This is a genomic window from Brevundimonas sp. T2-11 (assembly GCF_055397675.1).
In genome coordinates, this window is record NZ_AP027920.1 from 841592 (window position 1) to 862778 (window position 21187).

At 69.1% G+C, this 21187-nt stretch carries 18 protein-coding genes and 1 riboswitch; of the genes, 10 read left to right on the forward strand and 8 right to left on the reverse strand.

Annotation, left to right across the window (positions count from 1 at the left end; all coding sequences use genetic code 11):
* Genes ACZ5XO_RS04150 through ACZ5XO_RS04160 form a run of 3 tightly spaced genes read right to left on the reverse strand, consistent with a single transcriptional unit; the run spans nt 1 to nt 3094 of the window.
* Nucleotides 1-198 (reverse strand): heavy-metal-associated domain-containing protein, encoded by a 198-nt coding sequence (locus ACZ5XO_RS04150; RefSeq protein WP_464164054.1) that lies wholly within the window; start codon nt 196-198, stop codon nt 1-3.
* A complete protein-coding gene (gene cueR / locus ACZ5XO_RS04155; RefSeq protein WP_464164055.1) occupies nt 195-614 on the reverse strand; it encodes a Cu(I)-responsive transcriptional regulator in 420 nt (139 codons plus the stop codon). Before cueR ends, ACZ5XO_RS04150 begins: the two co-directional genes overlap by 4 nt.
* Entirely contained in the window at nt 611-3094 is a 2484-nt protein-coding gene (locus ACZ5XO_RS04160; protein ID WP_464164056.1) for a heavy metal translocating P-type ATPase, read from the reverse strand. Before ACZ5XO_RS04160 ends, cueR begins: the two co-directional genes overlap by 4 nt.
* A gap of 136 nt (nt 3095-3230) precedes the next feature.
* On the opposite strand from ACZ5XO_RS04160, the gene copC reads away from it, so the two are divergent.
* Complete coding sequence (gene copC, locus ACZ5XO_RS04165) at nt 3231-3590, forward strand: copper homeostasis periplasmic binding protein CopC (protein ID WP_464164057.1); 360 nt, start codon at nt 3231-3233, stop codon at nt 3588-3590.
* A gap of 2 nt (nt 3591-3592) precedes the next feature.
* The gene (gene copD, locus ACZ5XO_RS04170; protein ID WP_464164058.1) at nt 3593-4492 is read left to right on the forward strand and encodes a copper homeostasis membrane protein CopD; all 900 of its coding nucleotides are present in this window, start codon (nt 3593-3595) and stop codon (nt 4490-4492) included.
* A 4-nt stretch (nt 4493-4496) separates the two neighbouring features.
* Here copD and ACZ5XO_RS04175 read toward each other — a convergent pair whose 3' ends face one another.
* On the reverse strand, nt 4497-5228 hold the full coding sequence (locus ACZ5XO_RS04175; RefSeq protein ID WP_464164059.1) for a PepSY domain-containing protein: 732 nt from the start codon (nt 5226-5228) through the stop codon (nt 4497-4499).
* Between the two features lie 217 nt (nt 5229-5445).
* Between ACZ5XO_RS04175 and ACZ5XO_RS04180 the strand changes: the two genes are divergently transcribed.
* From ACZ5XO_RS04180 to ACZ5XO_RS04200, 5 genes are all read left to right on the forward strand, one after another.
* Complete coding sequence (locus tag ACZ5XO_RS04180) at nt 5446-7215, forward strand: copper resistance system multicopper oxidase (RefSeq protein ID WP_464164060.1); 1770 nt, start codon at nt 5446-5448, stop codon at nt 7213-7215.
* Nucleotides 7212-8579, forward strand: coding sequence for a copper resistance protein B (locus ACZ5XO_RS04185; protein WP_464164061.1), 1368 nt, complete (start codon nt 7212-7214; stop codon nt 8577-8579). The genes ACZ5XO_RS04180 and ACZ5XO_RS04185 overlap by 4 nt, the downstream gene beginning before the upstream one ends.
* A gap of 91 nt (nt 8580-8670) precedes the next feature.
* Nucleotides 8671-9696: a tRNA dihydrouridine(20/20a) synthase DusA gene (gene dusA, locus ACZ5XO_RS04190; RefSeq protein WP_464164062.1), complete on the forward strand. Its 1026-nt coding sequence runs from the start codon at nt 8671-8673 to the stop codon at nt 9694-9696.
* Nucleotides 9697-9875: 179 nt separating this feature from the next.
* Complete coding sequence (locus ACZ5XO_RS04195) at nt 9876-10697, forward strand: sulfite exporter TauE/SafE family protein (protein WP_464164063.1); 822 nt, start codon at nt 9876-9878, stop codon at nt 10695-10697.
* Nucleotides 10698-10792: 95 nt separating this feature from the next.
* Entirely contained in the window at nt 10793-12613 is a 1821-nt protein-coding gene (locus ACZ5XO_RS04200) for a methyl-accepting chemotaxis protein (protein WP_464164064.1), read from the forward strand.
* A 60-nt stretch (nt 12614-12673) separates the two neighbouring features.
* Here ACZ5XO_RS04200 and metB read toward each other — a convergent pair whose 3' ends face one another.
* Both metB and metX read right to left on the reverse strand, forming a co-directional pair.
* Nucleotides 12674-13855 (reverse strand): cystathionine gamma-synthase, encoded by a 1182-nt coding sequence (metB, locus tag ACZ5XO_RS04205; RefSeq protein WP_464164065.1) that lies wholly within the window; start codon nt 13853-13855, stop codon nt 12674-12676.
* Nucleotides 13852-14919 carry a homoserine O-succinyltransferase MetX gene (gene metX / locus ACZ5XO_RS04210; RefSeq protein WP_464164066.1) on the reverse strand — a complete coding sequence of 356 codons (1068 nt, stop codon included), beginning with the start codon at nt 14917-14919 and terminating at the stop codon, nt 13852-13854. The genes metB and metX overlap by 4 nt, the downstream gene beginning before the upstream one ends.
* 80 nt (nt 14920-14999) lie before the next feature.
* Nucleotides 15000-15123, reverse strand: a riboswitch (SAM riboswitch).
* A 433-nt stretch (nt 15124-15556) separates the two neighbouring features.
* Here metX and ACZ5XO_RS04215 point away from each other — a divergent pair.
* The 3 genes from ACZ5XO_RS04215 (at nt 15557) to lepB (ending at nt 19135) form a co-directional block, all read left to right on the forward strand.
* Nucleotides 15557-17290, forward strand: a complete 1734-nt coding sequence (locus ACZ5XO_RS04215) for an amino acid kinase family protein (RefSeq protein WP_464164067.1) — start codon at nt 15557-15559, stop codon at nt 17288-17290.
* Nucleotides 17291-17292: 2 nt separating this feature from the next.
* On the forward strand, nt 17293-18255 hold the full coding sequence (locus ACZ5XO_RS04220) for a homoserine kinase (RefSeq protein ID WP_464164068.1): 963 nt from the start codon (nt 17293-17295) through the stop codon (nt 18253-18255).
* 202 nt (nt 18256-18457) lie between these two features.
* A complete protein-coding gene (lepB, locus tag ACZ5XO_RS04225) occupies nt 18458-19135 on the forward strand; it encodes a signal peptidase I (protein WP_464164069.1) in 678 nt (225 codons plus the stop codon).
* On the opposite strand, the gene ACZ5XO_RS04230 is transcribed toward lepB, so the two are convergent.
* Both ACZ5XO_RS04230 and thrC read right to left on the reverse strand, forming a co-directional pair.
* On the reverse strand, nt 19132-19470 hold the full coding sequence (locus ACZ5XO_RS04230; RefSeq protein ID WP_464164070.1) for an EF-hand domain-containing protein: 339 nt from the start codon (nt 19468-19470) through the stop codon (nt 19132-19134). The two genes, lepB and ACZ5XO_RS04230, sit on opposite strands and share 4 nt — an antisense overlap.
* A 207-nt stretch (nt 19471-19677) precedes the next feature.
* Nucleotides 19678-21066, reverse strand: coding sequence for a threonine synthase (gene thrC, locus ACZ5XO_RS04235; RefSeq protein ID WP_464164071.1), 1389 nt, complete (start codon nt 21064-21066; stop codon nt 19678-19680).
* Between the last annotated feature and the right edge of the window lie 121 nt (nt 21067-21187).

Genomic DNA, 21187 nt, shown 5'->3' on the forward strand with positions numbered 1-21187 from the left:
TCAGGCCGCCTCGGCCGGATAGCCGGCGTCGTTCAGAGCGGTCATCAGGGACTGACGGTCGGCGCTGGTGGCGACCTCGACGCGACGGGCCTCGATGTCGGCCTTGATTGCAGCCGAGGCGTCGACGCCGTGGATGGCTTTCTCGACGCTGGCCACGCAGCCGCCGCAGCGGATCCTGGGGATGGTCAGGGCGATCATTGGGGAACTCCTTGGGAAACAGCGGCGGGCGATCCCGCCAGGTCGGACAGGATGGGGCAGTCGGGGCGGTCGTCCCCGGCGCAGCAATGCGACAGGGTGCGCAGGGCGTCGGCCATGGCCTGCATCTCCTTGATGCGGGCGTCGAGGTCGGCGACGTGCTTTTCGGCCATGGCCTTGACCTCGCGGCTGGGCCGGTTGTGGTCGCGCCACAGGGACAGCAGGCGGCTGATCTCCTCGACCGAGAAGCCCAGACTGCGAGCGCGGCGGATGAAGCGCAGATCGTTCAGGTCGCGTTCGCCGAAGTCGCGATAATTGCTCTCGGTCCGCTCCGAGGGCCGGATCAGGCCGACGGACTCGTAGTAGCGGATCATCTTGGCCGAGACGCCGGTGGCCTGGGACGCCTTGCCGATGTTCATTGAGCGGCTCCGTGGATCTGGGGTTTGAAGGCGCGCAGGCGCAGGGCGTTCAGCACCACGCTGACGCTGGACAGGGCCATGGCGCCCGCCGCCAGCATGGGCGACAGCAGATAGCCGAAGGCCGGATAGAGGACGCCCGCCGCGACCGGGATCAGCAGGACGTTGTAACCAAAGGCCCAGGCCAGGTTCTGGCGGATGTTGCTCATGGTCGCCCGCGACAGGCCGACCGCGCTGACGGCGCCGCGCAGGTCGCCGCCGGTCAGGACCACGTCGGCGCTTTCGATGGCCACGTCGGCGCCGCCGCCGACCGCCAGGCCGACATCGGCCGAGGCCAGGGCCGGGGCGTCGTTAACCCCGTCGCCGACGAAGGCGATGCGGCGTCCGCCGGCCTTCAGGGCGGTGATGGCGGCGACCTTGCCGTCGGGCATGACCTCGGCGTGGACCTCGTCGATGCCTAGACGACGCGCGACGGCTTCGGCGGTGCGGCGGTTGTCGCCGCTGATCATGGCTGTCTTCAGCCCCATCTCGTGCAGGGCGGCGATGGCGGCGGGGGTGGTCGGCTTGATCGGGTCGGCCACGGCGATGACGGCCGCCAGCTGACCGTCGATGGCGGCGTAGAGGGGCGTCTTGCCCTCGTCGCCCAGACGGGCGGCGGCCTCGGCGAAGGCGCCGACGTCGTGGCCCAGATCAGCCATGTAGCGGTCGGCGCCGACCTCGATGCGGCGACCCGCGACCAGACCCGCCACGCCCTTGCCGGGCACGGAGGCGAAGTCTTCCGGGCGGACGACGCTCAGGCCGCGCGCGCCGGCGGCCTCGACCAGGGCGCGGGCGACGGGGTGTTCGGACTGGCCCTCGACGGCGGCGACCAGGGCCAGAACCTCGTCCTCGGCGAAGCCCTCGGCCAGGCTCAGGTCGGTCAGCTCGGGACGGCCGGCCGTCAGGGTGCCGGTCTTGTCGAAGGCGATCAGGTCGACGCCTTGCAGGGCTTGCAGCGCCTCGCCCTTGCGGAACAGGACGCCCAGTTCGGCGGCCCGGCCCACGCCGACCATGATCGAGGTCGGGGTGGCCAGGCCCATGGCGCAGGGGCAGGCGATGATCAGCACCGCCACGGCGGCGACCAGGGCCATGCCCAGCGCCGGATCGGGGCCCAGCAGATACCAGATGGCGAAGGTCAGGACGGCCACGGCCATGACGACCGGCACGAACCAGCCGGTGACGCGGTCGACCAGGGCCTGAATGGGCAGCTTGGCGCCCTGGGCGGTTTCGACCATGCGGACGATCTGGGCCAGCACGGTCTCGGCGCCGACCTGCTGCGCCTCGAAGCGGAAGGCGCCCGTGGTGTTCAGGGTGCCGCCGACGACCTTGGCGCCCGCGCTCTTCTCGACCGGGATGGGCTCGCCGGTCAGCATGGATTCGTCGAGCCAGGACGACCCCTCGATCACCACGCCGTCGACGGGGACGCGCTCGCCGGGGCGGACCACGACGATGTCGCCGGGCTGGACGCTGTCGATGGCCACGTCCTGCTCAAGCCCGTCGCGCACCACGCGGGCGGTCTTGGCCTGCATCGACATCAGGCGGCGGATGGCCTGACTGGTCTGGCCCTTGGCGCGGGCCTCGATCCAGCGCCCGACCAGGATCAGGGTGACGATGACGGCCGCCGCCTCGAAATAGACGTTGGCCGTGCCCTCGGGCAGCAGGGCGGGGGCGAAGGTCGCCACGCTTGAGAAGGCCCAGGCCGCGCTGGCACCCAGCACCACCAGGGAGTTCATGTCCGGGGCGCGGCGCAACAGGGCGGGCGCCCCCTTGCGGAAGAAGATCAGGCCCGGTCCGAACAGGACGAAGGTGGCCAGGACGAAGCTGATTAACCGCCAGTTCTGCACGCCGATGGTCTCGGCCAGCCAGTGGTGCATGCCGGGAATGAAGTGCGAGCCCATCTCCAGCACGAAGAGGGGCAGGGTGGCGACCCCGGCGATCAGGACGGCGCGGCCCAGGTTGCGGATCTCGGCGGCGCGGGCGGCCTGTTCGCGATCACCGGCCTCTGCGTCGCCCTGTTCAGGTTGCTCCAGCACATAGCCGGCCTGCTGCACGGCGGCGGCCAGATCGCGGAAGGCGACGGTTCCTGACAGGAAGCGCACCGTGGCCCGTTCGGTGGCCAGATTGACGCTGGCGCTGAGGACGCCGGGCACGGCGGCCAGGGCTTTCTCGACGCGACCGACGCAGCTGGCGCAGGTCATTTCCCGCACACGATAGACGACTTCTTCTTCCAGCGGTTCATAGCCGGCGGCGCGGATGGCGTCGGCGACGGCGGCGGGTGAACCGCCTGCGTCCAGCACCACGTGGGCGCGTTCGGCGGCCAGGTTGACGCTGGCCTCGGTCACGCCGGGCACGGCGCGCACCGCCTTCTCGACCCGGCCGACGCAGCTGGCGCAGGTCATGCCGAGGACAGGCAGATCAAGGGCTTTCAGGGAGGCGTCGGACATGGGCGGGTGCCTTTCGTCATTTACAGCCTCGACCTTCTAAACCTTCCCGTCATGGTAAGGTCAACACCCCTCGGCGAGGGCGTGAAGGGGCCGACGCGTAAGGGTCAGGAGAGCTGATTTTCCAAAGGAGCGCCCAATGTCCCTGTTTCGTCTTCTGCCCGTCGCCGCGGTCGCTGCGGCCCTGATGTCGCCGTCCGCCGCCGCTGCCCATGCCCGTCTGGTCAGTTCGACCCCGGCGGCGGGATCGACGGTCGCCTCGCCGCGCGCCATCAGCCTGACCTTCAGCGAGAAGATGGCTCCGGCCTTCTCGACCTTTGAGGTGGTCAGTGCGGCGGGCGTGAAGACGCCGGTACGCACGACCGTCAGCGAGGACGGTAAGACCTTGAGCGCCTCCGTGGCCCGGCCTCTGGCGGCGGGAGGTTATGTCATCAACTGGCGGCTGGCCTCCAGCGACGGCCACCGCATGACCGGCTCCGTGCCCTTCACCGTGCGCTGAGCATGGAGGCCTGGCTGATGGGGCTGCGCGCGGCTCAGTATGCGGCGGCGTCCGTGGTGTTGGGCCTGCCGGCCTTCATGCTTTACGCCGGTGGGGTCTTCGGCGGGCAGCCGCCGCGCTGGACGCGTCCGGTCCTGGGGGCTGGCGCGGCGGCTCTGACGCTGCTGGCGCTGGCGGCGCTGACCTTGCAGACCGGGCTGATGGCTGGGACGCCGGATCAGGCGTTGAACCCCGAGGCCCTCGGCTTCGTCGTCGGCGCCACCGCGCTGGGCGCGGCCTATGCCGTGCGGGCGGGGGCGGCCCTGCTGCTGGTCTTGACGGTTCTGGTCCTGCCTCCGGGGCGGGGGCTGTGGTGTGTGGCTCTGGGGCTGGGCCTGATCGTCGCCGCCAACTTCGCCTGGACCGGACATGGGGCGGCGACCGAGGGAGCGGGGCGCTGGCTTCATCTGACCGCCGACATCCTGCACGCCGTGGCGGCCCTGATCTGGCTCGGCGCGGTCTTCGCTTTCCTGGTCCTAGCGACGCGGCGGATCGAGGGGGACGCGGCGTCGCAGACAGCCCTGGCGTCGGCGCTGAGCGGTTTCGCCAGGGTGGGGACGCTCTGCGTCGCTGTCCTTCTGGTGACCGGCCTGATCAACAGCGCCTTTCTGGTCAGTTTCGCGCGCGCCCTGACCCTGGGCGAGACGCCCTATGGCCGTCTTCTGGCGCTCAAGCTGGTGGCCTTTGCGGCCATGCTGGGGCTGGCGGCGCTGCACCGGTTCCGTTCGACCCCGGCTCTGGAGCGAGGCGAGGGCGGACTTTCGGGGCTGAGGCTCAGTCTGGGCGCGGAGCTGGCCCTGGGTCTGCTGATCCTGGCTCTGGTCGGGGCTATGGGGATGCTGGCGCCGCCGGTATCCCTGTGATCTCCTAGACCTTCTGCGCCAGCTTGCGGCGGGCGGCCTGATGCACTGTCCAGTCGCGCGCCAGCTTGATCCACAGCAGGATGAAGCCGCTGATCACCATGCTGAGCGTCAGGATGGTGATGACGATCAGGGTCGGATGGTTGAAGTTCTCGCCGTTCTTGAAGTCGAGAATGTGCAGCCGCCAGAAGAAGTCATAGAAGCGCCAGACGCCCGAGCGGCGCGTGACGACCTCGCCCGTCTCGGGCGACAGATAGAAGCTGGTGTGTTCAAAATCATTGAAGTCGACGCGCCACAGCGGGCCCTCGCGGCCCGTCTCGCGCGGGGCCTTGTCGAACAGGGTGGCCTTTTCGGCCTGGGCCTCGCCGCGATAGGCGGCCTGGGCCAGGCGCAGGGCTTCGGCGCGCGGCAAGGCGGCGAAGGGCTCGCCGTCCAGAGCTGACAGAATGACCGGCTCGCCGCTCTTGGGCGTGAAGACCCAGGCCGGGCCGCGCGGGGTGTGGCGCAGTTCGGCCTTGTCGACGGGCGCCGACAGACGGGCCGCCGCCGTCTGCATCGGGATCAGGGCGTCGATGGCGAAGGCGGGATAGTCCGGCTTCTGGAAGCGATGCTCGCTGCGGACGGTCTCGATGGGGATGGCGGTCATCACCAGGCCGCCGCCGACCCAGAAAAGCACCTGGATGCCGATCACGAGCGCGACCCACTTGTGGATCTGGGTGGATAGTCGAAGCAGTTTCATGGCGATGAGCCCCTCTCGCGCGCCATTTCGTGTTCTGGAGCGCGTCCCTGCATGATCCTACGCACCGACGGCGGTCATCCCTCGCGGCGGGCGTGATCGTTCTGGACGCTCTGTGGCGTCCTGTCGCAAGGGGCGGCGGGTCGGGCCGCGTAATAGCCAGTGAAACCCGCGTCGCGTTCGTCTGGTGCGGGATGGTGCAAGAAGGATGACGCCCTCCATGTCGAGCATGGCTCTTGATCGCAGGTCTCTGTTGCGCGGCGCGGCTGCGGGCGGTGGACTGCTTGGTCTTTCGGGGCTGCTGCCCGCCTGGGCGCAGACGGGGTCTGCGGGCCTGCGCGCCGACCTGCCGACCCTGACGGGGCCGAACATCGACCTGACGGTGGGCCATTCCGACTTCACAGTCGGCGGTCGCACCGGTCACGCCTTCACCGTCAACGGCCTGTTGCCCGCGCCCCTGCTGCGGATGCGGGAGGGCCAGAACGTACGCCTGTCGGTGACCAACACCCTGGACGAGGACACCTCTATCCACTGGCACGGCCTGCTGTTGCCCTTCCAGATGGACGGGGTGCCGGGCATCAGCTTCCCCGGCATCAAGCCGCGCGAGACCTTCGTCTATGAGTTCCCGATCAGGCAGTCGGGCACCTACTGGTATCACAGCCATTCGGGGATGCAGGAGGCCATGGGCCACTACGGCCCCATCGTCATCGACCCGGCGGGCGCCGATCCGGTCGGCTATGACCGCGAGCACGTCCTGGTCCTGTCGGACTGGAGCTTCCTGCATCCGCACGAGATCCTGGCCAGGTTGAAGAAGAGCCCCGGCTATTTCAATCAGCAGAAGACCACCCTGGCGGGCCTGCTGGACGGGTCGGACGGCATGAGCCTGGCCGAGCGGCGGATGTGGGGCGGGATGCGTATGGACCCGCGCGACATCCTGGACGTCAACGGCACGACCTATACCTATCTGATCAACGGCCACGGCCCGCAGGAGAACTGGACCGGCCTGTTCCGGCCCGGCGAGCGGGTGCGTCTGCGCGTCATCAACGCCTCGGCCATGTCGATCTTCAACGTCCGTATTCCGGGTCTGGCCATGACCGTGGTTCAGGCCGACGGCGAGCACGTCCGCCCGGTCGAGGTGGACGAGTTCCAGATCTCGGTCGCCGAGACCTATGACGTCATCGTCCGCCCGCTTGAGGACCGCGCCTACACCATCGTGTCGGAAGCCATCGACCGTTCCGGCATGGGCCGCGCCACCCTGGCGCCGCGCCTGGGCATGACGGCCGAGGTCCCGCCGCTGCGCAAGGTTCCCAATCTGACCATGGCCGACATGGGCATGGGCGGGATGGATCACGGCTCCATGGCGGGCATGGACCATTCAGCCCACGGCGCCGCCGGAGCCGCTTCCGCCGCGCCGATGGACCACAGCGGGATGAGCATGCGCGACCCGAACAACGCCCCCGCCGACATGGCGGTCGGCGTCGGCGTGGACGCCATCGCGCCCGCGCCCGCCAACCGTCTGGGCGAGCGCCCGCAGGGCCTTCAGGACGTGGATCACCGGGTGCTGGTCTACACCGACCTGCGCTCGCTCACGCCGAACAGGGACACGCGTCCGCCGTCGCGTTCGATGGAGATCCATCTGACCGGCAATATGGAACGCTTCATGTGGGGCTTCGACGGGCGCAAGTTCTCGGAGCTGGTCGAGCCGATCCGGTTCGAGCTGAACGAGCGGGTGCGCGTGACCCTGGTCAACGACACCATGATGGCCCACCCGATCCACCTGCATGGCCACTTCTTCGAGCTGGTCAACGGTCACGACGGGCATCAGCCGCTGAAGCACACGGTCAATGTGGCGCCGGGGTCCAAGGTGACCTTCGACCTGACCGCCGACGCGCCGGGCGACTGGGCCTTCCACTGTCACCTGCTGATGCACATGCACGCGGGGATGTTCAACGTCGTCACGGTTCGTCCGCTGGAAGGAGCCGCCCGATGAGCCGCGCCCTGTTCGCCGCCGTCGCGGTTCTGCCCCTGATGCTGGCCGCCGGTTCCGCCGTCGCCCAGAGCCACGGGAGCCATTCAGGTCACGGCGCCCACGCCGCGCCCACCCGTCCGCCGCAAGCCCGGCCGACGCCCAAGCCCAGGCCGCGCGCTGCTGCGCCTCAGCCGCGCCGAGTCGCGCCTCCGGCCGCAGCCCCGGCGCCTGCCGCCGACCCGCATGCCGGCCATGACATGAGCGGGATGCAGACGGCTCCGGTCCAGGCGCCTGCTACTGACCCTCATGCCGGGCACAACATGGGCGCGGCTCCGGCGGCTGCGGCAGACCCGCACGCTGGTCATGACATGAGCGGGATGCAGATGGCTCCGGCTCAAACGCCTGCCGCTGACCCTCATGCGGGTCACGACATGGGCGCGGCTCCTGCCGCTGCGGCTGATCCTCATGCCGGTCACGACATGAACGGGATGCAGACGGCGCCGGCCGATCCTCATGCGGGTCACAACATGGGCCAAACGCCCGCCGCCGATCCCCATGCGGGGCATGACATGTCGGCCATGACCGGCGGCGCGCCCGATATCCCGACCAGCGTGGACGCCGTCGGCGGACGGATGGTCGAGACGCCGCCGCCCGCCGCCGCCCGCGCCGCGCCCGCCCATGCGGCGGACCTGCTGTTTGATCCCGCCGCCATGGCGGCCGCACGCAAGCAACTGCTGGCCGAGAACGGCGATGTGCGCATCACCGCCGTCCTGATCGACTCCATCGAGGCGAGCTTCGGCGACGGGGAGAAGGGCTACAGCTGGAACGCCCAGGGCTATACGGGCGGCGACATCAACCGCTTCTGGTGGAAGACCGAGGGCGAGGGCGATTTTGACGGCAGGCTGCACGACGCCGAGGTCCAGGCCCTCTACAGCCGCGCTGTCGCTCCCTTCTGGGACGTGCAGGCGGGCGTCCGGCAAGACTTCCGTCCCGACGGCGACGACACGACCCATCTGACCGTCGGGGTTCAGGGCGTGGCGCCCTACTGGTTCGAGATGAGCGCCGCCGCCTTCGTGTCGACCGAGGGCGACCTCACCGCCCGCGCCGAGGCGGAATACGATCAGCGCATCACCCAGAAATGGATCCTGCAACCCGCCGTCGAAGTGGCCTTTTCGGCCAGCGACATTCCCGAGCTGGAGATCGGTTCGGGCCTGACCTCGGTCACGGCGGGGCTGCGTCTGCGCTATGAGATCCGCAAGGAGTTCGCCCCCTATGTCGGCGTCGAATGGAGCCGGTCGTTCGGCGACACGGCCGACTACGCCAGGGCGCGCGGCGACGACGTGGACGCCACGCGTTTCGTGGTCGGGGTCAAGGCCTGGTTCTGACCTTGAAGGGGCCGCATTCGCGCTGCGGGAAGGTTTGGCCTATATAGCCGGCCTTCCCGCCGCCAATCCGCGCCGCCTGACTTCCCGAGTGATGACGCCACACCCGCCGCACAGACTGTCCGTCGCCCCCATGATGGACTGGACCGACCGCAACTGCCGGGCGTTTCACCGCGCCCTGAGCAGCCGGGCGCTGCTCTATACCGAGATGGTCACGGCGCCGGCGGTGATCCACGGCGACCGTGAGCGGCTGCTGGGCTTTGACGCGGTCGAGCATCCGGTGGCGCTGCAGCTGGGCGGTTCGGACCCGGCGCAGCTGGCCGAGGCGGCGCGGATCGGCGAGGCCTATGGCTACGACGAGATCAACCTGAACGTCGGTTGCCCGTCGGACCGGGTGCAGTCGGGCAAGTTCGGCGCCTGTCTGATGCGCGAGCCGGAACTGGTGGCCGACTGCATGGCGGCGATCAGGGAGGCGGTCAGCGTCCCGGCCACCGTCAAATGCCGCATCGGCGTCGATGATCAGGACCCCTTGGTCAGCCTGTTCGCCACGGTCGACGCCTCGGCGACGGCGGGCGTCACCAGCTTCATCGTCCATGCGCGCAAGGCCTGGCTGAAGGGCCTGTCGCCCAAGGAAAACCGCGACGTGCCGCCGCTGGACTATGAGCTGGTGCGTCGTCTCAAGCGCGAGCGGCCGGACCTGACCATCTGCATCAACGGCGGCATCGGCGATCTGGATCAGGCCGAGGCGCATCTGGACGACGCCGACGGCGTGCAGCTGGACGGCGTCATGCTCGGTCGCGCCGCCTATCACGAGCCGGCCCTGCTGGGGCAGGTGGATCGCCGCATCTTCGGCATGGATGTCGAGGACGTCGATCCGTTCGCCGCCATCGAACGCTATCGTCCCTATATGGCCGGGCGGCTGGCCGAGGGGGCGCATCTGGCGAGCATGGCGCGGCACATGCTGGGTCTGATGCATGGCCGGGCCGGGGCGCGGGCCTTCCGTCGCATCCTGACCGTCGAGGGCGTGAAGGCCGGGGCCGGCCTCGATGTGGTGGACCGCGCGGTCGAGGCCGTGCGCGAAGCCGAGGCGCGCCAGGCCCGTCTGGGCGAGGCAGCCTGAGTATCTTTCTCCTCCCCATGCAATGGGGAGGTGGATCGGCGGCGAAGCCGACGAGACGGAGGGGCTGCTTGGTTCCGCCGCCCTAGCCCCTCCACCGCTACGCGGTCCCCCTCCCCATTGCATGGGGAGGAAAGGGATCGGGGCTGACGGAGCGACAGCAGACGGCTAAGCCAGTGATCATGACCCTGCCCCTGTCCGAACTTCTGATGATGTTCGCCGCCCTTATCGCGGCGGGCGCCGTGGCGGGGGTGATCGGCGGCCTGTTCGGGGTCGGCGGCGGGACGGTGCTGGTGCCGGCGCTGTTTTACGCCTTTTCGGTGCTGGGCGTCGGCGGCGAGAGCAACCTGCACGTCGCGATCGGCACCTCTCTGCTGACCATTGTCGCCACCTCGCTGCGGTCGCTGGCGACGCACCGGGCGCATGGGGCGGTGGACGAGGTGGTGCTGAAGACCTGGACGCCCTGGGTGGCGTTCGGGGGACTGGTCGGGGCGGCGATCGCGGGCTTCACCTCCATGGAGGGGCTGGCGGTGGTCTATGGCGTCTGCCTGCTGCTGATCGCCATGCAGATGGGGCTGCTGCCCGAGCATGTGACCTTGCGCAAGGACCTGCCGACGGGCTGGGGGCGGCGCGGCGTGGGGACAGGCATCGGCCTGTTGTCGGCCATGATGGGCGTCGGCGGCGGCAGTTTCGGCGGCATGATGATGACCCTGTGCGGGCGGCCCATCCACCAGGCGGTGGCCACGGCCAGCGGTTTCGGTTTGGCCATCGGGGCGACGGCGGCCCTGGGCTTTGCGGTCTTTGGCTGGGACGCGCCCGGGCGTCCGCCGCTGTCGCTGGGTTACGTCAACGTCCCGGCAGCGGTGATCATGGGGGTGTTGACGGCCCTGACCGCCCCCTATGGCGCGCGGCTGGCGCACCGGCTGGATCGCAGGATGCTGCGTCGGGCCTTTGCGGTCTATCTGCTGCTGACCGCCCTGTCCGTGGTGCTGAAGGCGCTTTAGCGGCGACTACGTAGATTTCCGCTGTCGGACGATAAGGCTTTGTCGAACAGCATGAGTCTAGGGAGCAGGCTCAGTCCTCCCCCCCGAGCGTAGAAATGCTGCAGAACCTGTCCGTTCCCAAGAAGCTGATGCTGTCCTTCGTCGCCGTGATCGCGGCCTGCGGGGTGGCGACCATGGTGGTCCTGTGGGCCGTGACGGTGCTGCAGAAGGCTGACGCCGCCAACGCCGCCTCGGCCGAGATGTTCAAGGCCTCGGACCTGGTCCTGGCCGCCGCGGTCGAACAGCAGAACGCTATGCGCGCCTTTGTGGCGACGCGGGATGCGGATTTCATCCCCAAATATGAGGAGCCGGGCAGGGTTCTGGTTGCGCGCCTGGCTGATCTGGCCGCCGCCGATGTCAACGCGGCCTATGGGCAGGAACAGACGGCGCTGAAGGCTGCTGTCGACGCCTTTCATCAGAGCGCGGACGGTCTGATCGCCCTGGCGCGCGATCCCGCGACCCAGCCGCAGGCCGTCGCCGGTCTGGAGGCCGGCGCGCGTCTGTCGGATATCCGCGCCGCCATCACCTCCATTCAGGAAAAGGAGGCGGTGGTCGCCGCCGCCAACGCCGAGGCCAAGGCCTTCGCCTACAAGGGGGCCTACTGGAGCTTCGCCATCGGCGGGGTCGTGGCCCTGCTTATCGCCCTGGGCGCCATCGCCTGGCTGATCGGGGCGCTGAGCCGTCCGGTCGAGGCCATGACGCGCGCCATGGGGCGGCTGGCGGCCGGCGATCTGAACGTCGCCATCCCCGCCGTGGGCCGCCGCGACGAGATCGGCCACATGGCCGCCGCCGTCCTGACCTTCAAGCAGAACGCCGAGGAGAAGGTGCGGCTGGAAGCCGAGGCCGAGGTGCAGCGCGCGGCCGCCGAACAGGCCCGCATCGCCCAGGCCGAACGCGACGCCGAGGCGGCCCGTCAGCAGGCCCAGGTCGTGGAAGGCATCGCTTCAGGCCTCGACCGTCTGTCGAACGGTCAGCTGGCCTATCGCCTGAACACCGCCTTCGCGCCCGAGTATGAAAAGCTGCGCGCCGATTTCAACGGGGCCATGGCCAGGCTGCAAAGCACCATGAGCGTCATCGTCGACCGCTCCAGCGCCATCGGCGCCAGCGCTCACGAGATTTCACAGGCCTCCAACGACCTGTCGCGCCGCACCGAACAGCAGGCCGCCGCCCTGGAAGAAACCGCCGCCGCTCTGGAACAGATCACCGCCACCGTGACGCGCTCGGCCGAGAACGCCGTCGAGGCGGGCGGCGTGGTCCAGGCTGCTCGCAGCGAGGCCGTCGAGGGCCAGGCCGTCGTCGGTCGCGCCGTCACCGCCATGGGCGAGATCGAACGCTCGTCCAACGAGATCGGCAATATCATCGGCGTCATCGACGAGATCGCCTTCCAGACCAATCTTCTGGCCCTGAACGCCGGGGTCGAGGCCGCCCGCGCGGGCGACGCCGGTCGCGGTTTCGCGGTCGTGGCCTCGGAAGTGCGAGCCCTGGCCCAGCGTTCGGCCGAGGCCGCCAAGGAGATCAAGACCCTGATCTCGGCCTCCAGTCGTCAGGTCGGGGAGGGCGTGCAATTGGTCGGCGACACCGGCGAGGCCCTGAAGCGGATCGGCGGTCAGATCGAGCGCGTCACCGCCATCACCGGCGAGATCGTCGCCTCGTCGCAGGAACAGTCCAGCGGCCTGCAACAGGTCAACACCGCCGTGGCCCAGATGGATCAGGTCACGCAGCAGAACGCGGCTATGGTCGAGGAAGCCACCGCCGCCAGCCACTCCCTGGCCCAGGACGCGCGCGAACTGGATCGGATGATGGGGCAGTTCTCGCTGGAAGACGCGGCGATGGACGCGCGCGGTCAGCAGCGGATGCTGGAACGCGCGGTGGCCTGACGGCCCGGCGCAAATGAAACATGAGGGCCTCTCCGGCGAACCGGAGAGGCCCTTTTCGCATCAGGCCGCCTGTTGCAGCACCAGGGCGTCCAGCGCCTGAATCAGGTCGGCCAGGATGTCGTCCTGGTGCTCCAGACCGACCGACAGGCGGATCAGGCCGTCGGTGATGCCGGCGGTGACGCGCGCGTCGGGCGTCATGGCGGCGTGGGTCATGGTGGCGGGGTGGGCGATCAGGCTTTCAACCCCGCCCAGCGACTCGGCCAGGGTGAAGATGTCGAGGGCCTCGATCAGGTCGCGCACGGCGTCGGTCCCGCCGTTCAGTTCGAAGCTGAGCATGGCGCCCGGTCCCGACTGCTGGCGCGTCGCCAGGGCGTGGCCGGGGTGGGACTTCAGGCCCGGGTAGTGGACGGCCTTGACCGCCGGGTGCTGTTCCAGAGCGGCGGCGACCAGACCCGTGGTCGTCTGCTGGCGCTCGATGCGGGTGAACAGGGTCCGCAGCCCGCGCAGGGTCTGATAGGCGTCGAAGGGCGAGCCGGTGACGCCCAGACAGTTGGCCCACCAGGCCAGTTCCGCATGATCGGCCGGATCGGCCGCGATCACGGCGCCGCCGACCACGTCGGAGTGGCCGTTGATGTATTTGGTGGTCGAGTGGACGACGATGTCGGCGCCCAGTTCCAGCGGGCGTTGCAGGGCGGGCGACAGGAAGGTGTTGTCGGCCACCACCTTGGCGCCCACGGCATGGGCGCGGCGACAGGCGTCGGCCACATCCACCACGCGCAGCAGGGGGTTGGACGGGGTCTCGATCAGCACCAGCTTGCAGCCGTCGGCCAGGGCGGCGTCGAGCGCCTCTGCATCATTCTGATCGACGAAGGCGACGCGGAAGTGGCCCTTTTTCGCGCGGGCGGTCAGCAGGCGATGGGTCCCGCCGTAGCAGTCGTGCGGCGCGATCAGCAACTCGCCGGGGTTGAGCAAGGACAGGGGCAGATCGACCGCGGCCATGCCGGTGGCGGTGATGACGGCGCCGGCGCCGCCTTCCAGCTCGGCCAGGGTCTCGGCCAGGACGTCGCGGGTCGGATTGCCCGAGCGCGAGTAGTCGTATTTCCGCTTCTGGTCGAAGCCGGCGAAGGAATAGTTGGACGACAGATAGAGCGGCGGCATGACCGCGCCGTGGGCCGTGTCCGTATCGACGCCCAAGCGGGCGGCGATGGTGCGGGGATCGGCGGGGCGGGCGGCGCGGCTCATTGGTCGATGTCCTTCAGTACGGAAGTCAGGATGTCCGCGACCAGGGCGTCTTCCTTCAGGAAGGCGTCGTGGCCGTAGAGGGAGGGGTGTTGTTCGAAGCGCCAGAGGTTGGGCAGGCGCGCGGCCAGTTCCCTCATGTCGTCGATGGGGCAGAGGCGATCGGTGGTGAAACCGACCAGGGTGACCGGGGCGGTGATGGCCTCGGGTTCGACCCGGTGGCGGTCGATGGAGTCCGACAGGCTCAGCCAGCGCGAGGGGGTGGTGCGGTCGCGATAGGCCCGGCCGCGCGCCGTCAGATAGTCGCAGACCGGGTAGGCCTGGCCGGCATGGCTGGGGGCCTCGGAATCGAAGCGGTCGCCGAACTCTTCGTGCGTGCGATAGGTGGTCATGGCCAGTTCGCGCGCCAGACCGACGGCCTGATCCACGCGGCCGGTCTCGAGACCCAATTGCAGGATACGGCGCTGGATCCCGCGCCAGGCGGTGGCCAGCGGATGGGGGCGGTGGGCGGCGGACACCACCACCAGCTGCTCGGCCCAGTCGGGGAAGAGCTCGCCGAAGGCCAGGGCGATCATGCCGCCGTAGGAGCAGCCGATGAAGGCGGCGACCTTCTCGACGCCCAGGTGGTCCAGCAGCAGGGCCAGCAGCCGCGCCTGATCCTGGGTGGTGATGGTCAGCGGGGTCTTGGCGTCCTTGACGCCCTCGCCGAATTCCGGCGCGAAATCAAAGGCCAGGACGCGGAAGCGGGTCAAGTCGATGGGGGCGCGCACGCCGACGGCCCCTGACCACCAGCCCAGGCCCTTGGTTTCGGTGCGGTGGACGTAGCGGTCGGCCGAGATGCCGCCGGCCACGACGATCACGGGGGCGCCGGCCTTGCCGTGCAGGCGGCCGACGATCTGCTTCTGGTTCAGGGTTCCGCCGAAATCGAGCTCGAAACCGTCAGGGATGGGGACGACGACGTCGTGGGCCCCGTCGCGCGACAGCAACTCGGACGGACGGCGCGCGGACGCAGGCCGACAGGCGGGCTCTTCGGCGGGGGCGACGGGATCGATCAGGGCCAGGGTCATGGGTCTCGGTCACTCAGCAAAACGGCTCACCAGGGAACCCATGCAGTGACAGACCGTGGAGCGTCGCCTCGTCGATGCTCCACCCATCTCTCGCGGTTTTCAGGTCGCCCTGAAAACCCCGCAGGAGTTGGCACCGTTTCGGGCGGAACCCGATGGTTGCCCCGGCGTCAAAGGGCCTAATCCCTCAGCCGGTCTTGATGAGTGAGCTTACGTTGCGGATGCGAAGGGCGCCGGTCAAGCGAAATAATTCACCTCATTTCGGGCTGATTGCGTAATTCGTCGGTGAAATCACGCCTATTCGCTCAGCTTGAGAAAAATTTGTTCTTTTCGGGGTTGACGCGGTGCGGGGTCGTGGAACACCTTGAGGCACGATCTTCAACCGGACGCCGCCTGTGCTCGACCACTTCGCCAGCATGATGATGACCCTGATCGCCGTCGCGGCGACGGGTCTCTTCGCGTCCATGATTACGACCACCGGTACCACCACCATGCCCTCGCGGGCGGGGACCGGATGATGCGCGCCGACTAGGCGAGAAACGCAAAAACCGAACACCCCGCCCGGACCCCCGGGCGGGTTTTTTTATGGCCCGAACCGACCTCCGCCTCCCCACCAGACCCCGCCTTCAGGATCACCCCGATGCCCGCTTCCGCCCTCGCTCTCGTCGCCGATAAACAGAAACCCCAGGTCGCCCCGGACGCCGAGGTGGTGGTGCTGAAATTCGGCTCGTCCGTTCTGCGCAACGCCGCCGAAGCGCCGGCCGTGGCCTCGGAAATCTACGGCCACGTTCGCGCCGGGCGTAAGGTGGTGGCGGTGGTGTCGGCCCTTTCGGGTCACACGGACAGGCTGCTGGCCGACGCCCGCGCCCTGGGTCTGGATCACGAGAACGAACTGCTGCCCGCCTATGTGGTGCTGGGCGAGGAGAAGGCGGCGGCCCTGGTCGCCATCGCCTGTGACCGGGTGGGGCTGGACGCGGTGGGTCTGTCGGTGCGGGAACTGGGCATCGTGGTCGAGGGGCCGGCCCAGCACGCCCGCCCGGTCAGCCTGAAGGGCGAACGCCTGGCGCACGCCCTGTCCGAGCATGAGGTGGTGGTGGTGCCCGGTTTCGGCGGGGTGCGCGCGAATGGGCGGGTGGCCCTGCTGGGGCGCGGCGGATCGGACCTGACGGCGGTGGTGCTGGCGGCTGAGCTGGGTCTGGATCGGGTGCGTCTGGTCAAGGATGTGGACGGTCTCTACGACCGCGATCCGGCCTCGGAAACGGGCACGCCGCTGCGTTATCGCCGGGCCAGCTGGGAGACGGCGCGCCAGCTGGGCGGCGCCCTTGTCCAGCACGACGCCATCGATCTGGGCATGAAGCACGGGGTCGAGATCGAGGTGGCGGCGCTCGGCCGCGCCGAGGGCACGGTGGTCGGCGAGCGCGGGGCGCCTCCCGGTCCGGTCCAGCCGGAGGCGCCGCTGCGGGTGGCCGTGGCCGGCTGCGGCGTGGTCGGCGGCGGTCTGCTGAACCGGCTGTTGTCGGACAAGCACTATGAAGTGGTGGGGGTTCTGGTCCGCAATCCCGGCAAGAAGCGCGACGTGGCGGCCTCCGCCGACCTGTTCACCAATGACGCCGAGGCCCTGTTGGCCAAGAAGCCGGACCTGGTGCTGGAGGCCCTGTCCGAGGGCGAGGCCGGGCACGCCCTGATCCGCCGCGCGCTGGAAGCGGGCTGCGACGTGGTCAGCGCCAACAAGCAGGCGGTGGCCCGCGATCCGGCGGGCTTGCAGGCCCTGGCCGCCGCCAACGGCTGTCGCGTCGCCTGGTCGGCCTCGGTCGGCGGCGGGGCGCCGATGATCGAGACGCTGCGGGCCGCCCGCGCCGCCGGTCCCGTCGCCGGGTTCGAGGCGGTGCTGAACGGCACGGTCAACTTCATGCTGCAACGTCTGGGCGAGGGCGCGGCCTTCGCCGACGCCCTGGCTGACGCCCGCGTGGCCGGTTTCGCCGAGGAAGATCCGTCCTCGGATCTGGAGGGTCACGACGCCGCCGCCAAGGTCAAGCTGCTGTCCTTCGAGGCTTTCGGCCGCGCCCCCGCCGACCTGCCGCGCGACGAGCTGTCGGCCGAGACGCCGCTGGGCGACAGGCCGGTGCGTCAGATCGGCGCCTGCCATGATCGGAACGGCGAACTGGACGCCTCGGTCCGGCTTGACGGCGATCTGAAAGACGCGCTGTTTCAGTCGCTGAACGGAGAGCGCAACGCCTTGAAGGTCTATGGTCGGGACGGTCGCGTCTGGACGTGCAAGGGGCGCGGCGCCGGGCGCTGGGCCACGACCGAGAGCGTTCTGGCCGATGTGGCCGATGTGGTGCGCGCCCGTCGCGCCGCGGCGGAGCTGGTTTAGAGATGGCTGTCTTCACGCCCGTCACGCCGGATCAGGCCGCTGACTACCTCATGCGTTACCCCCTGGGCGATCTGGTCGCGCTGACGCCGATCGCCGAGGGGGTCGAGAACACCAACTACAAGCTGGAGACCACGTCCGGCGCCTATGTCCTGACCCTGTTCGAGGGGCGGACGGACGCGGCTTCGCTGCCCTTCTGCCTGGGTCTGACCCGGCATCTGTCGGCGCGCGGTTTCCCCACGCCGTCGCCGGTGGCGGACCGTCAGGGCGAGATCATCGGTCATCTGAACGGCCGCGCCGCCGCCGTCCTGCACTGGGCGCCCGGCGGCTGGAAACGCCAGCCGTCCGACAAGGAACAGTATCGCGCCGGTCAGGTGCTGGCCCTGTTGCATCTCGACGCCGCTGACTTCGAGCTGGAGCGTCAGAACCCGGTCGGACCCGAGGCCTGGGCCGCCCTGGCCGCGCGCTGCGACGGCCCCGCCAAGGGCGTCGACCGCAAGATGCTGGACCAGATCAAGGCCCTGTTGCCGCGTCTGGCCGAGCCGTGGAGCGATCCCGCCCTGCCGCGCGGACCGATCCACGCCGACTACTTCCCCGACAATGTCCTGTTCGCGACCAACGAACATGGCCAGTGCGACGTCGGCGGGGTGATCGACTTCTATTTCGGCTGCACCGACGTCCTGGCCTATGACCTGGCCATCGCGCTCAGCGCCTGGGGCTTCGACGTCGAAGGACGACCGATGCACTCGGCCCTGCGCGCCTTCCAGAAGGGCTATGAATCCGTGAGGCCCCTGACGCCTGCCGAGGCCGCGGCCCTGCCGGGGCTGGGCGCGGCGGCGGCGGTGCGCTTCACCCTGACCCGCCTGCACGACCGCCTGTTCCACGACCCCGCCAACCTGGTCACCCCCAAGGACCCGGCGCCCTTCTTCCGGCGGCTGGACTACTGGAAGGCGGCGGAGGTGGTTTAGGGGAGGGCTCTCGGCCTGCTGTCCGGACACGATTTTCACGTGTCCGGACAGGCGTCTGATTGCTGGCGGGCGCGCTTTCATTCTGACTTGCGCCATGAGCCATTCAACTAGACCCCTTCCTGCCGCTCTCTCTGCAGCGCCATCCGAAACCGTCGCGTCGCGCGGGTCTGGTGGAATAGCCAGCACCGTCCTTGTCACGTTGTTGATCGCCTTGATCGTGCGAACTCTGGCGTTCCAGCCCTTCACCATTCCCTCGTCGTCGATGGAGCCAGGCCTGGTGATCGGGGACTACATTGTCGTGTCGAAATTTCCCTATGGATGGAGCAGGGCGTCTGCGCCGCTGAACTTGCCGCTCTTCAAGGGAAGGTTGTTCTCGCGCTCGCCTGCGCGTGGAGACGTGGTGGTGTTTCGTCATCCAGCCCGTCCGAAAGAGACATTGGTGAAGCGAGTGATCGGTCTGCCGGGGGATCAGGTTGAGATTCGCCGCGGCGCGGTCTTCATCAATGGCCTACCGATCCGCCAAACGCCCTTGGATCGGGTCCGTGACCACGACGAGCCGGAGCGGATTGTTCAACAGGTCAGCGAGACCCAACCCGAGGGCGCCGCCTATTTGACCTATGATCGGGGCGAGGGAGGGCCGGGCGATGACACAGGCGTTCATGTCTTGCCACCTGGCCATTACTTCGTGATGGGAGACAATCGCGACAACTCGCTGGATAGCCGTTGGTCGCGACCGGAAGGCGTCGGGCTTCTGCCCGAGGAGAATGTCGTTGGTCGGGTGGAGATTGTGCTGGCGTCTTGGCGTCCGGGCGCGTCCCTGTTCAAGCCGTGGACTTGGCTAGCCCTTCAGCCCGAGCGGTTCCTGAAGCGGGTAGGCTAATTTCGGCGGAACTCGGCGAAGCTCAATACGCCATCGTGGTTTCTGTCCAACTGGATGAAGGCGGCCTCGGAAGGGAGGCGGGGCTCGGCCAGAGATGGCGCCGCCGCTGCGCCCAGCGCCAGTCCGGCGGTCGCGGCCGCCAGTATTGACCACCCCCGCAGTCGGCTCGCCTTCGCAGGAAGGGATTGGGCCAGATCACGGTCGATGAAGCCCCGGACGGCGTCGCTGACCGTCCGGCCCTCGATGCGGCATCGGGCAGTGAAGGCGGTCTTGGTTGCATAGGGCAGACGAATCTCAATCGTCTCGCTTTTCTTGGGCGATCTTTGGCGGGTCATGGTCAGCCTCGTTTCCGGTTCGCGGGGGCAGGCTAGCGCAACACTGCGCGCGTGCAAGTCAGCTGAGCTATGCGGTCGATCCCGTGTCGAGCCCGGCGCCTTTCTGGAAAGCACCTATCCGGCCGCCGCTGATCTGGCGGCCTGGGACCGAGCTGCGCTGGAGTGTCCGCGCGGGACGCCTCGCCACCCGCGTCGGGTGCTGAGTCCTTAGTTGGCGAAGCCCTTCACCGCCGCCAGGGCGGCTTCGGCGGTGTTGTCGATGATGGTCAGGCGCTCGGGCTGGTCGCCCAGGGCGCGGATGACGGGGGCCGGTTCCGGCTCGAAGTCCAGGACGTCGGAGACAAAGGCGCCGAACTTGGATGGGTGGGCGGTCGACAGGGCGACGACGGGGCCGTTGGCGCGGTCCAGCCGACGCGCGGCGGCGAGGGCCACGGCGGTGTGCGGGCAGACGACGCGACCCCAGGCGGCGTGGGCGTGAGCGATCTCGGCCTGGGTCGTGGCCTCGTCGATGGAGACGGCGGAGACCTCGGCCTTCAGCGCGGCCAGTAAGGCGGGCGACAGGGTGACGGAACCGTCGCGGGCGAAGGTCTCGAACACGGCGCGCGTCGCCTCGGCGTCGCGGCCGGAGGCTTCATAGACCAGACGTTCGAAGTTGGACGGCGCCTGCACGTCCATCGACACGCTGCCGCTCTCGACAGCGGGGCGGCGGGCGTAGACGCCCTCGTTGATGGCGCGGGCCAGGGCGTCGTTCTGGTTGACGGCGGCGACGAAGCCCTGGACCGGCAGGCCCATCTTCTTCGCCGCGATGCCGGCGAAGGCGTCGCCGAAATTGCCGGTCGGGACCACAAAGGTCGCGGCCTGACCCAGCTGGGCCGTGGCCGAGACATAGTAGGGAATCTGGCCCGCCAGCCGGCCCCAGTTGATCGAGTTGACCGACGACAGGCGGCGGCCTTCGCGCAGGCTTTCTTCGGCGAGCAGGCCCTTCACCAGACGCTGGCAGTCGTCGAAATCGCCGCGCACGGCCAGGTTCAGGACGTTGTCGGCCTGCACTGTCGTCATCTGCTTGCGCTGCACCGGCGAGACACGGTCCAGCGGGTGCAGCACCACCAGATTGATACGCTCGGCGCCCGCGAAGGCGCGCACGGCGGCGGCGCCCGTGTCGCCGCTGGTGGCGGTCAGCAGGGTCAGCTTCTGGCCGGTCGCGGCCAGGGCCTCGTCCGACAGGGCGGCGACCAGCTGCATCGCCAGATCCTTGAAGGCGGCGGTCGGACCGTGGAACAGCTCCAGCACGAACAGGCCGGGCTCCAGCTCGACCAGAGGCGTCACCGCCGGATGATCGAAGCCGCGCGTCAGGCGGTCCAGCGCCCGGTCGAGCGCGCCGGCGGGCAGGGCGTCGCCGATGAACGGCGAAATCGCCTCCTTCGCCATCTCCGCATAGGTCCGGCCCGGACGCGCCGCGTCGGCGGGCAGGACCGGCCAGGCCTGCGGCATGTAGAGGCCGCCGTCGGGCGCGATGCCGCGCAGCAGGGCGTCGGCGAAACTGGTCGGGGCGGCGTCGCCGCGCGTCGAAAGATAGCGGTCAGGGGAGGCGGTCATGTCGGGTCGTTTCTAGCTGTCAGTCTGTGCTTCGTCATGATTATTTTGCGTTTGCGAAGGGATTTTCGCGATTTTGCGCAACAAGATGGCGATCGCGGCCGTGCGTCGTCGTCGGGACTGG

Excerpts from the sequence above, each read along its gene's own strand:
- ACZ5XO_RS04150 (WP_464164054.1), bottom strand. The coding sequence starts at position 198 with ATGATCGCCCTGACCATCCCCAGGATCCGCTGCGGCGGCTGCGTGGCC.
- cueR (WP_464164055.1), bottom strand. The coding sequence starts at position 614 with ATGAACATCGGCAAGGCGTCCCAGGCCACCGGCGTCTCGGCCAAGATG.
- ACZ5XO_RS04160 (WP_464164056.1), bottom strand. The coding sequence starts at position 3,094 with ATGTCCGACGCCTCCCTGAAAGCCCTTGATCTGCCTGTCCTCGGCATG.
- copC (WP_464164057.1), top strand. The coding sequence starts at position 3,231 with ATGTCCCTGTTTCGTCTTCTGCCCGTCGCCGCGGTCGCTGCGGCCCTG.
- copD (WP_464164058.1), top strand. The coding sequence starts at position 3,593 with ATGGAGGCCTGGCTGATGGGGCTGCGCGCGGCTCAGTATGCGGCGGCG.
- ACZ5XO_RS04175 (WP_464164059.1), bottom strand. The coding sequence starts at position 5,228 with ATGAAACTGCTTCGACTATCCACCCAGATCCACAAGTGGGTCGCGCTC.
- ACZ5XO_RS04180 (WP_464164060.1), top strand. The coding sequence starts at position 5,446 with ATGTCGAGCATGGCTCTTGATCGCAGGTCTCTGTTGCGCGGCGCGGCT.
- ACZ5XO_RS04185 (WP_464164061.1), top strand. The coding sequence starts at position 7,212 with ATGAGCCGCGCCCTGTTCGCCGCCGTCGCGGTTCTGCCCCTGATGCTG.
- dusA (WP_464164062.1), top strand. The coding sequence starts at position 8,671 with ATGACGCCACACCCGCCGCACAGACTGTCCGTCGCCCCCATGATGGAC.
- ACZ5XO_RS04195 (WP_464164063.1), top strand. The coding sequence starts at position 9,876 with ATGACCCTGCCCCTGTCCGAACTTCTGATGATGTTCGCCGCCCTTATC.
- ACZ5XO_RS04200 (WP_464164064.1), top strand. The coding sequence starts at position 10,793 with ATGCTGCAGAACCTGTCCGTTCCCAAGAAGCTGATGCTGTCCTTCGTC.
- metB (WP_464164065.1), bottom strand. The coding sequence starts at position 13,855 with ATGAGCCGCGCCGCCCGCCCCGCCGATCCCCGCACCATCGCCGCCCGC.
- metX (WP_464164066.1), bottom strand. The coding sequence starts at position 14,919 with ATGACCCTGGCCCTGATCGATCCCGTCGCCCCCGCCGAAGAGCCCGCC.
- ACZ5XO_RS04215 (WP_464164067.1), top strand. The coding sequence starts at position 15,557 with ATGCCCGCTTCCGCCCTCGCTCTCGTCGCCGATAAACAGAAACCCCAG.
- ACZ5XO_RS04220 (WP_464164068.1), top strand. The coding sequence starts at position 17,293 with ATGGCTGTCTTCACGCCCGTCACGCCGGATCAGGCCGCTGACTACCTC.
- ACZ5XO_RS04230 (WP_464164070.1), bottom strand. The coding sequence starts at position 19,470 with ATGACCCGCCAAAGATCGCCCAAGAAAAGCGAGACGATTGAGATTCGT.
- thrC (WP_464164071.1), bottom strand. The coding sequence starts at position 21,066 with ATGACCGCCTCCCCTGACCGCTATCTTTCGACGCGCGGCGACGCCGCC.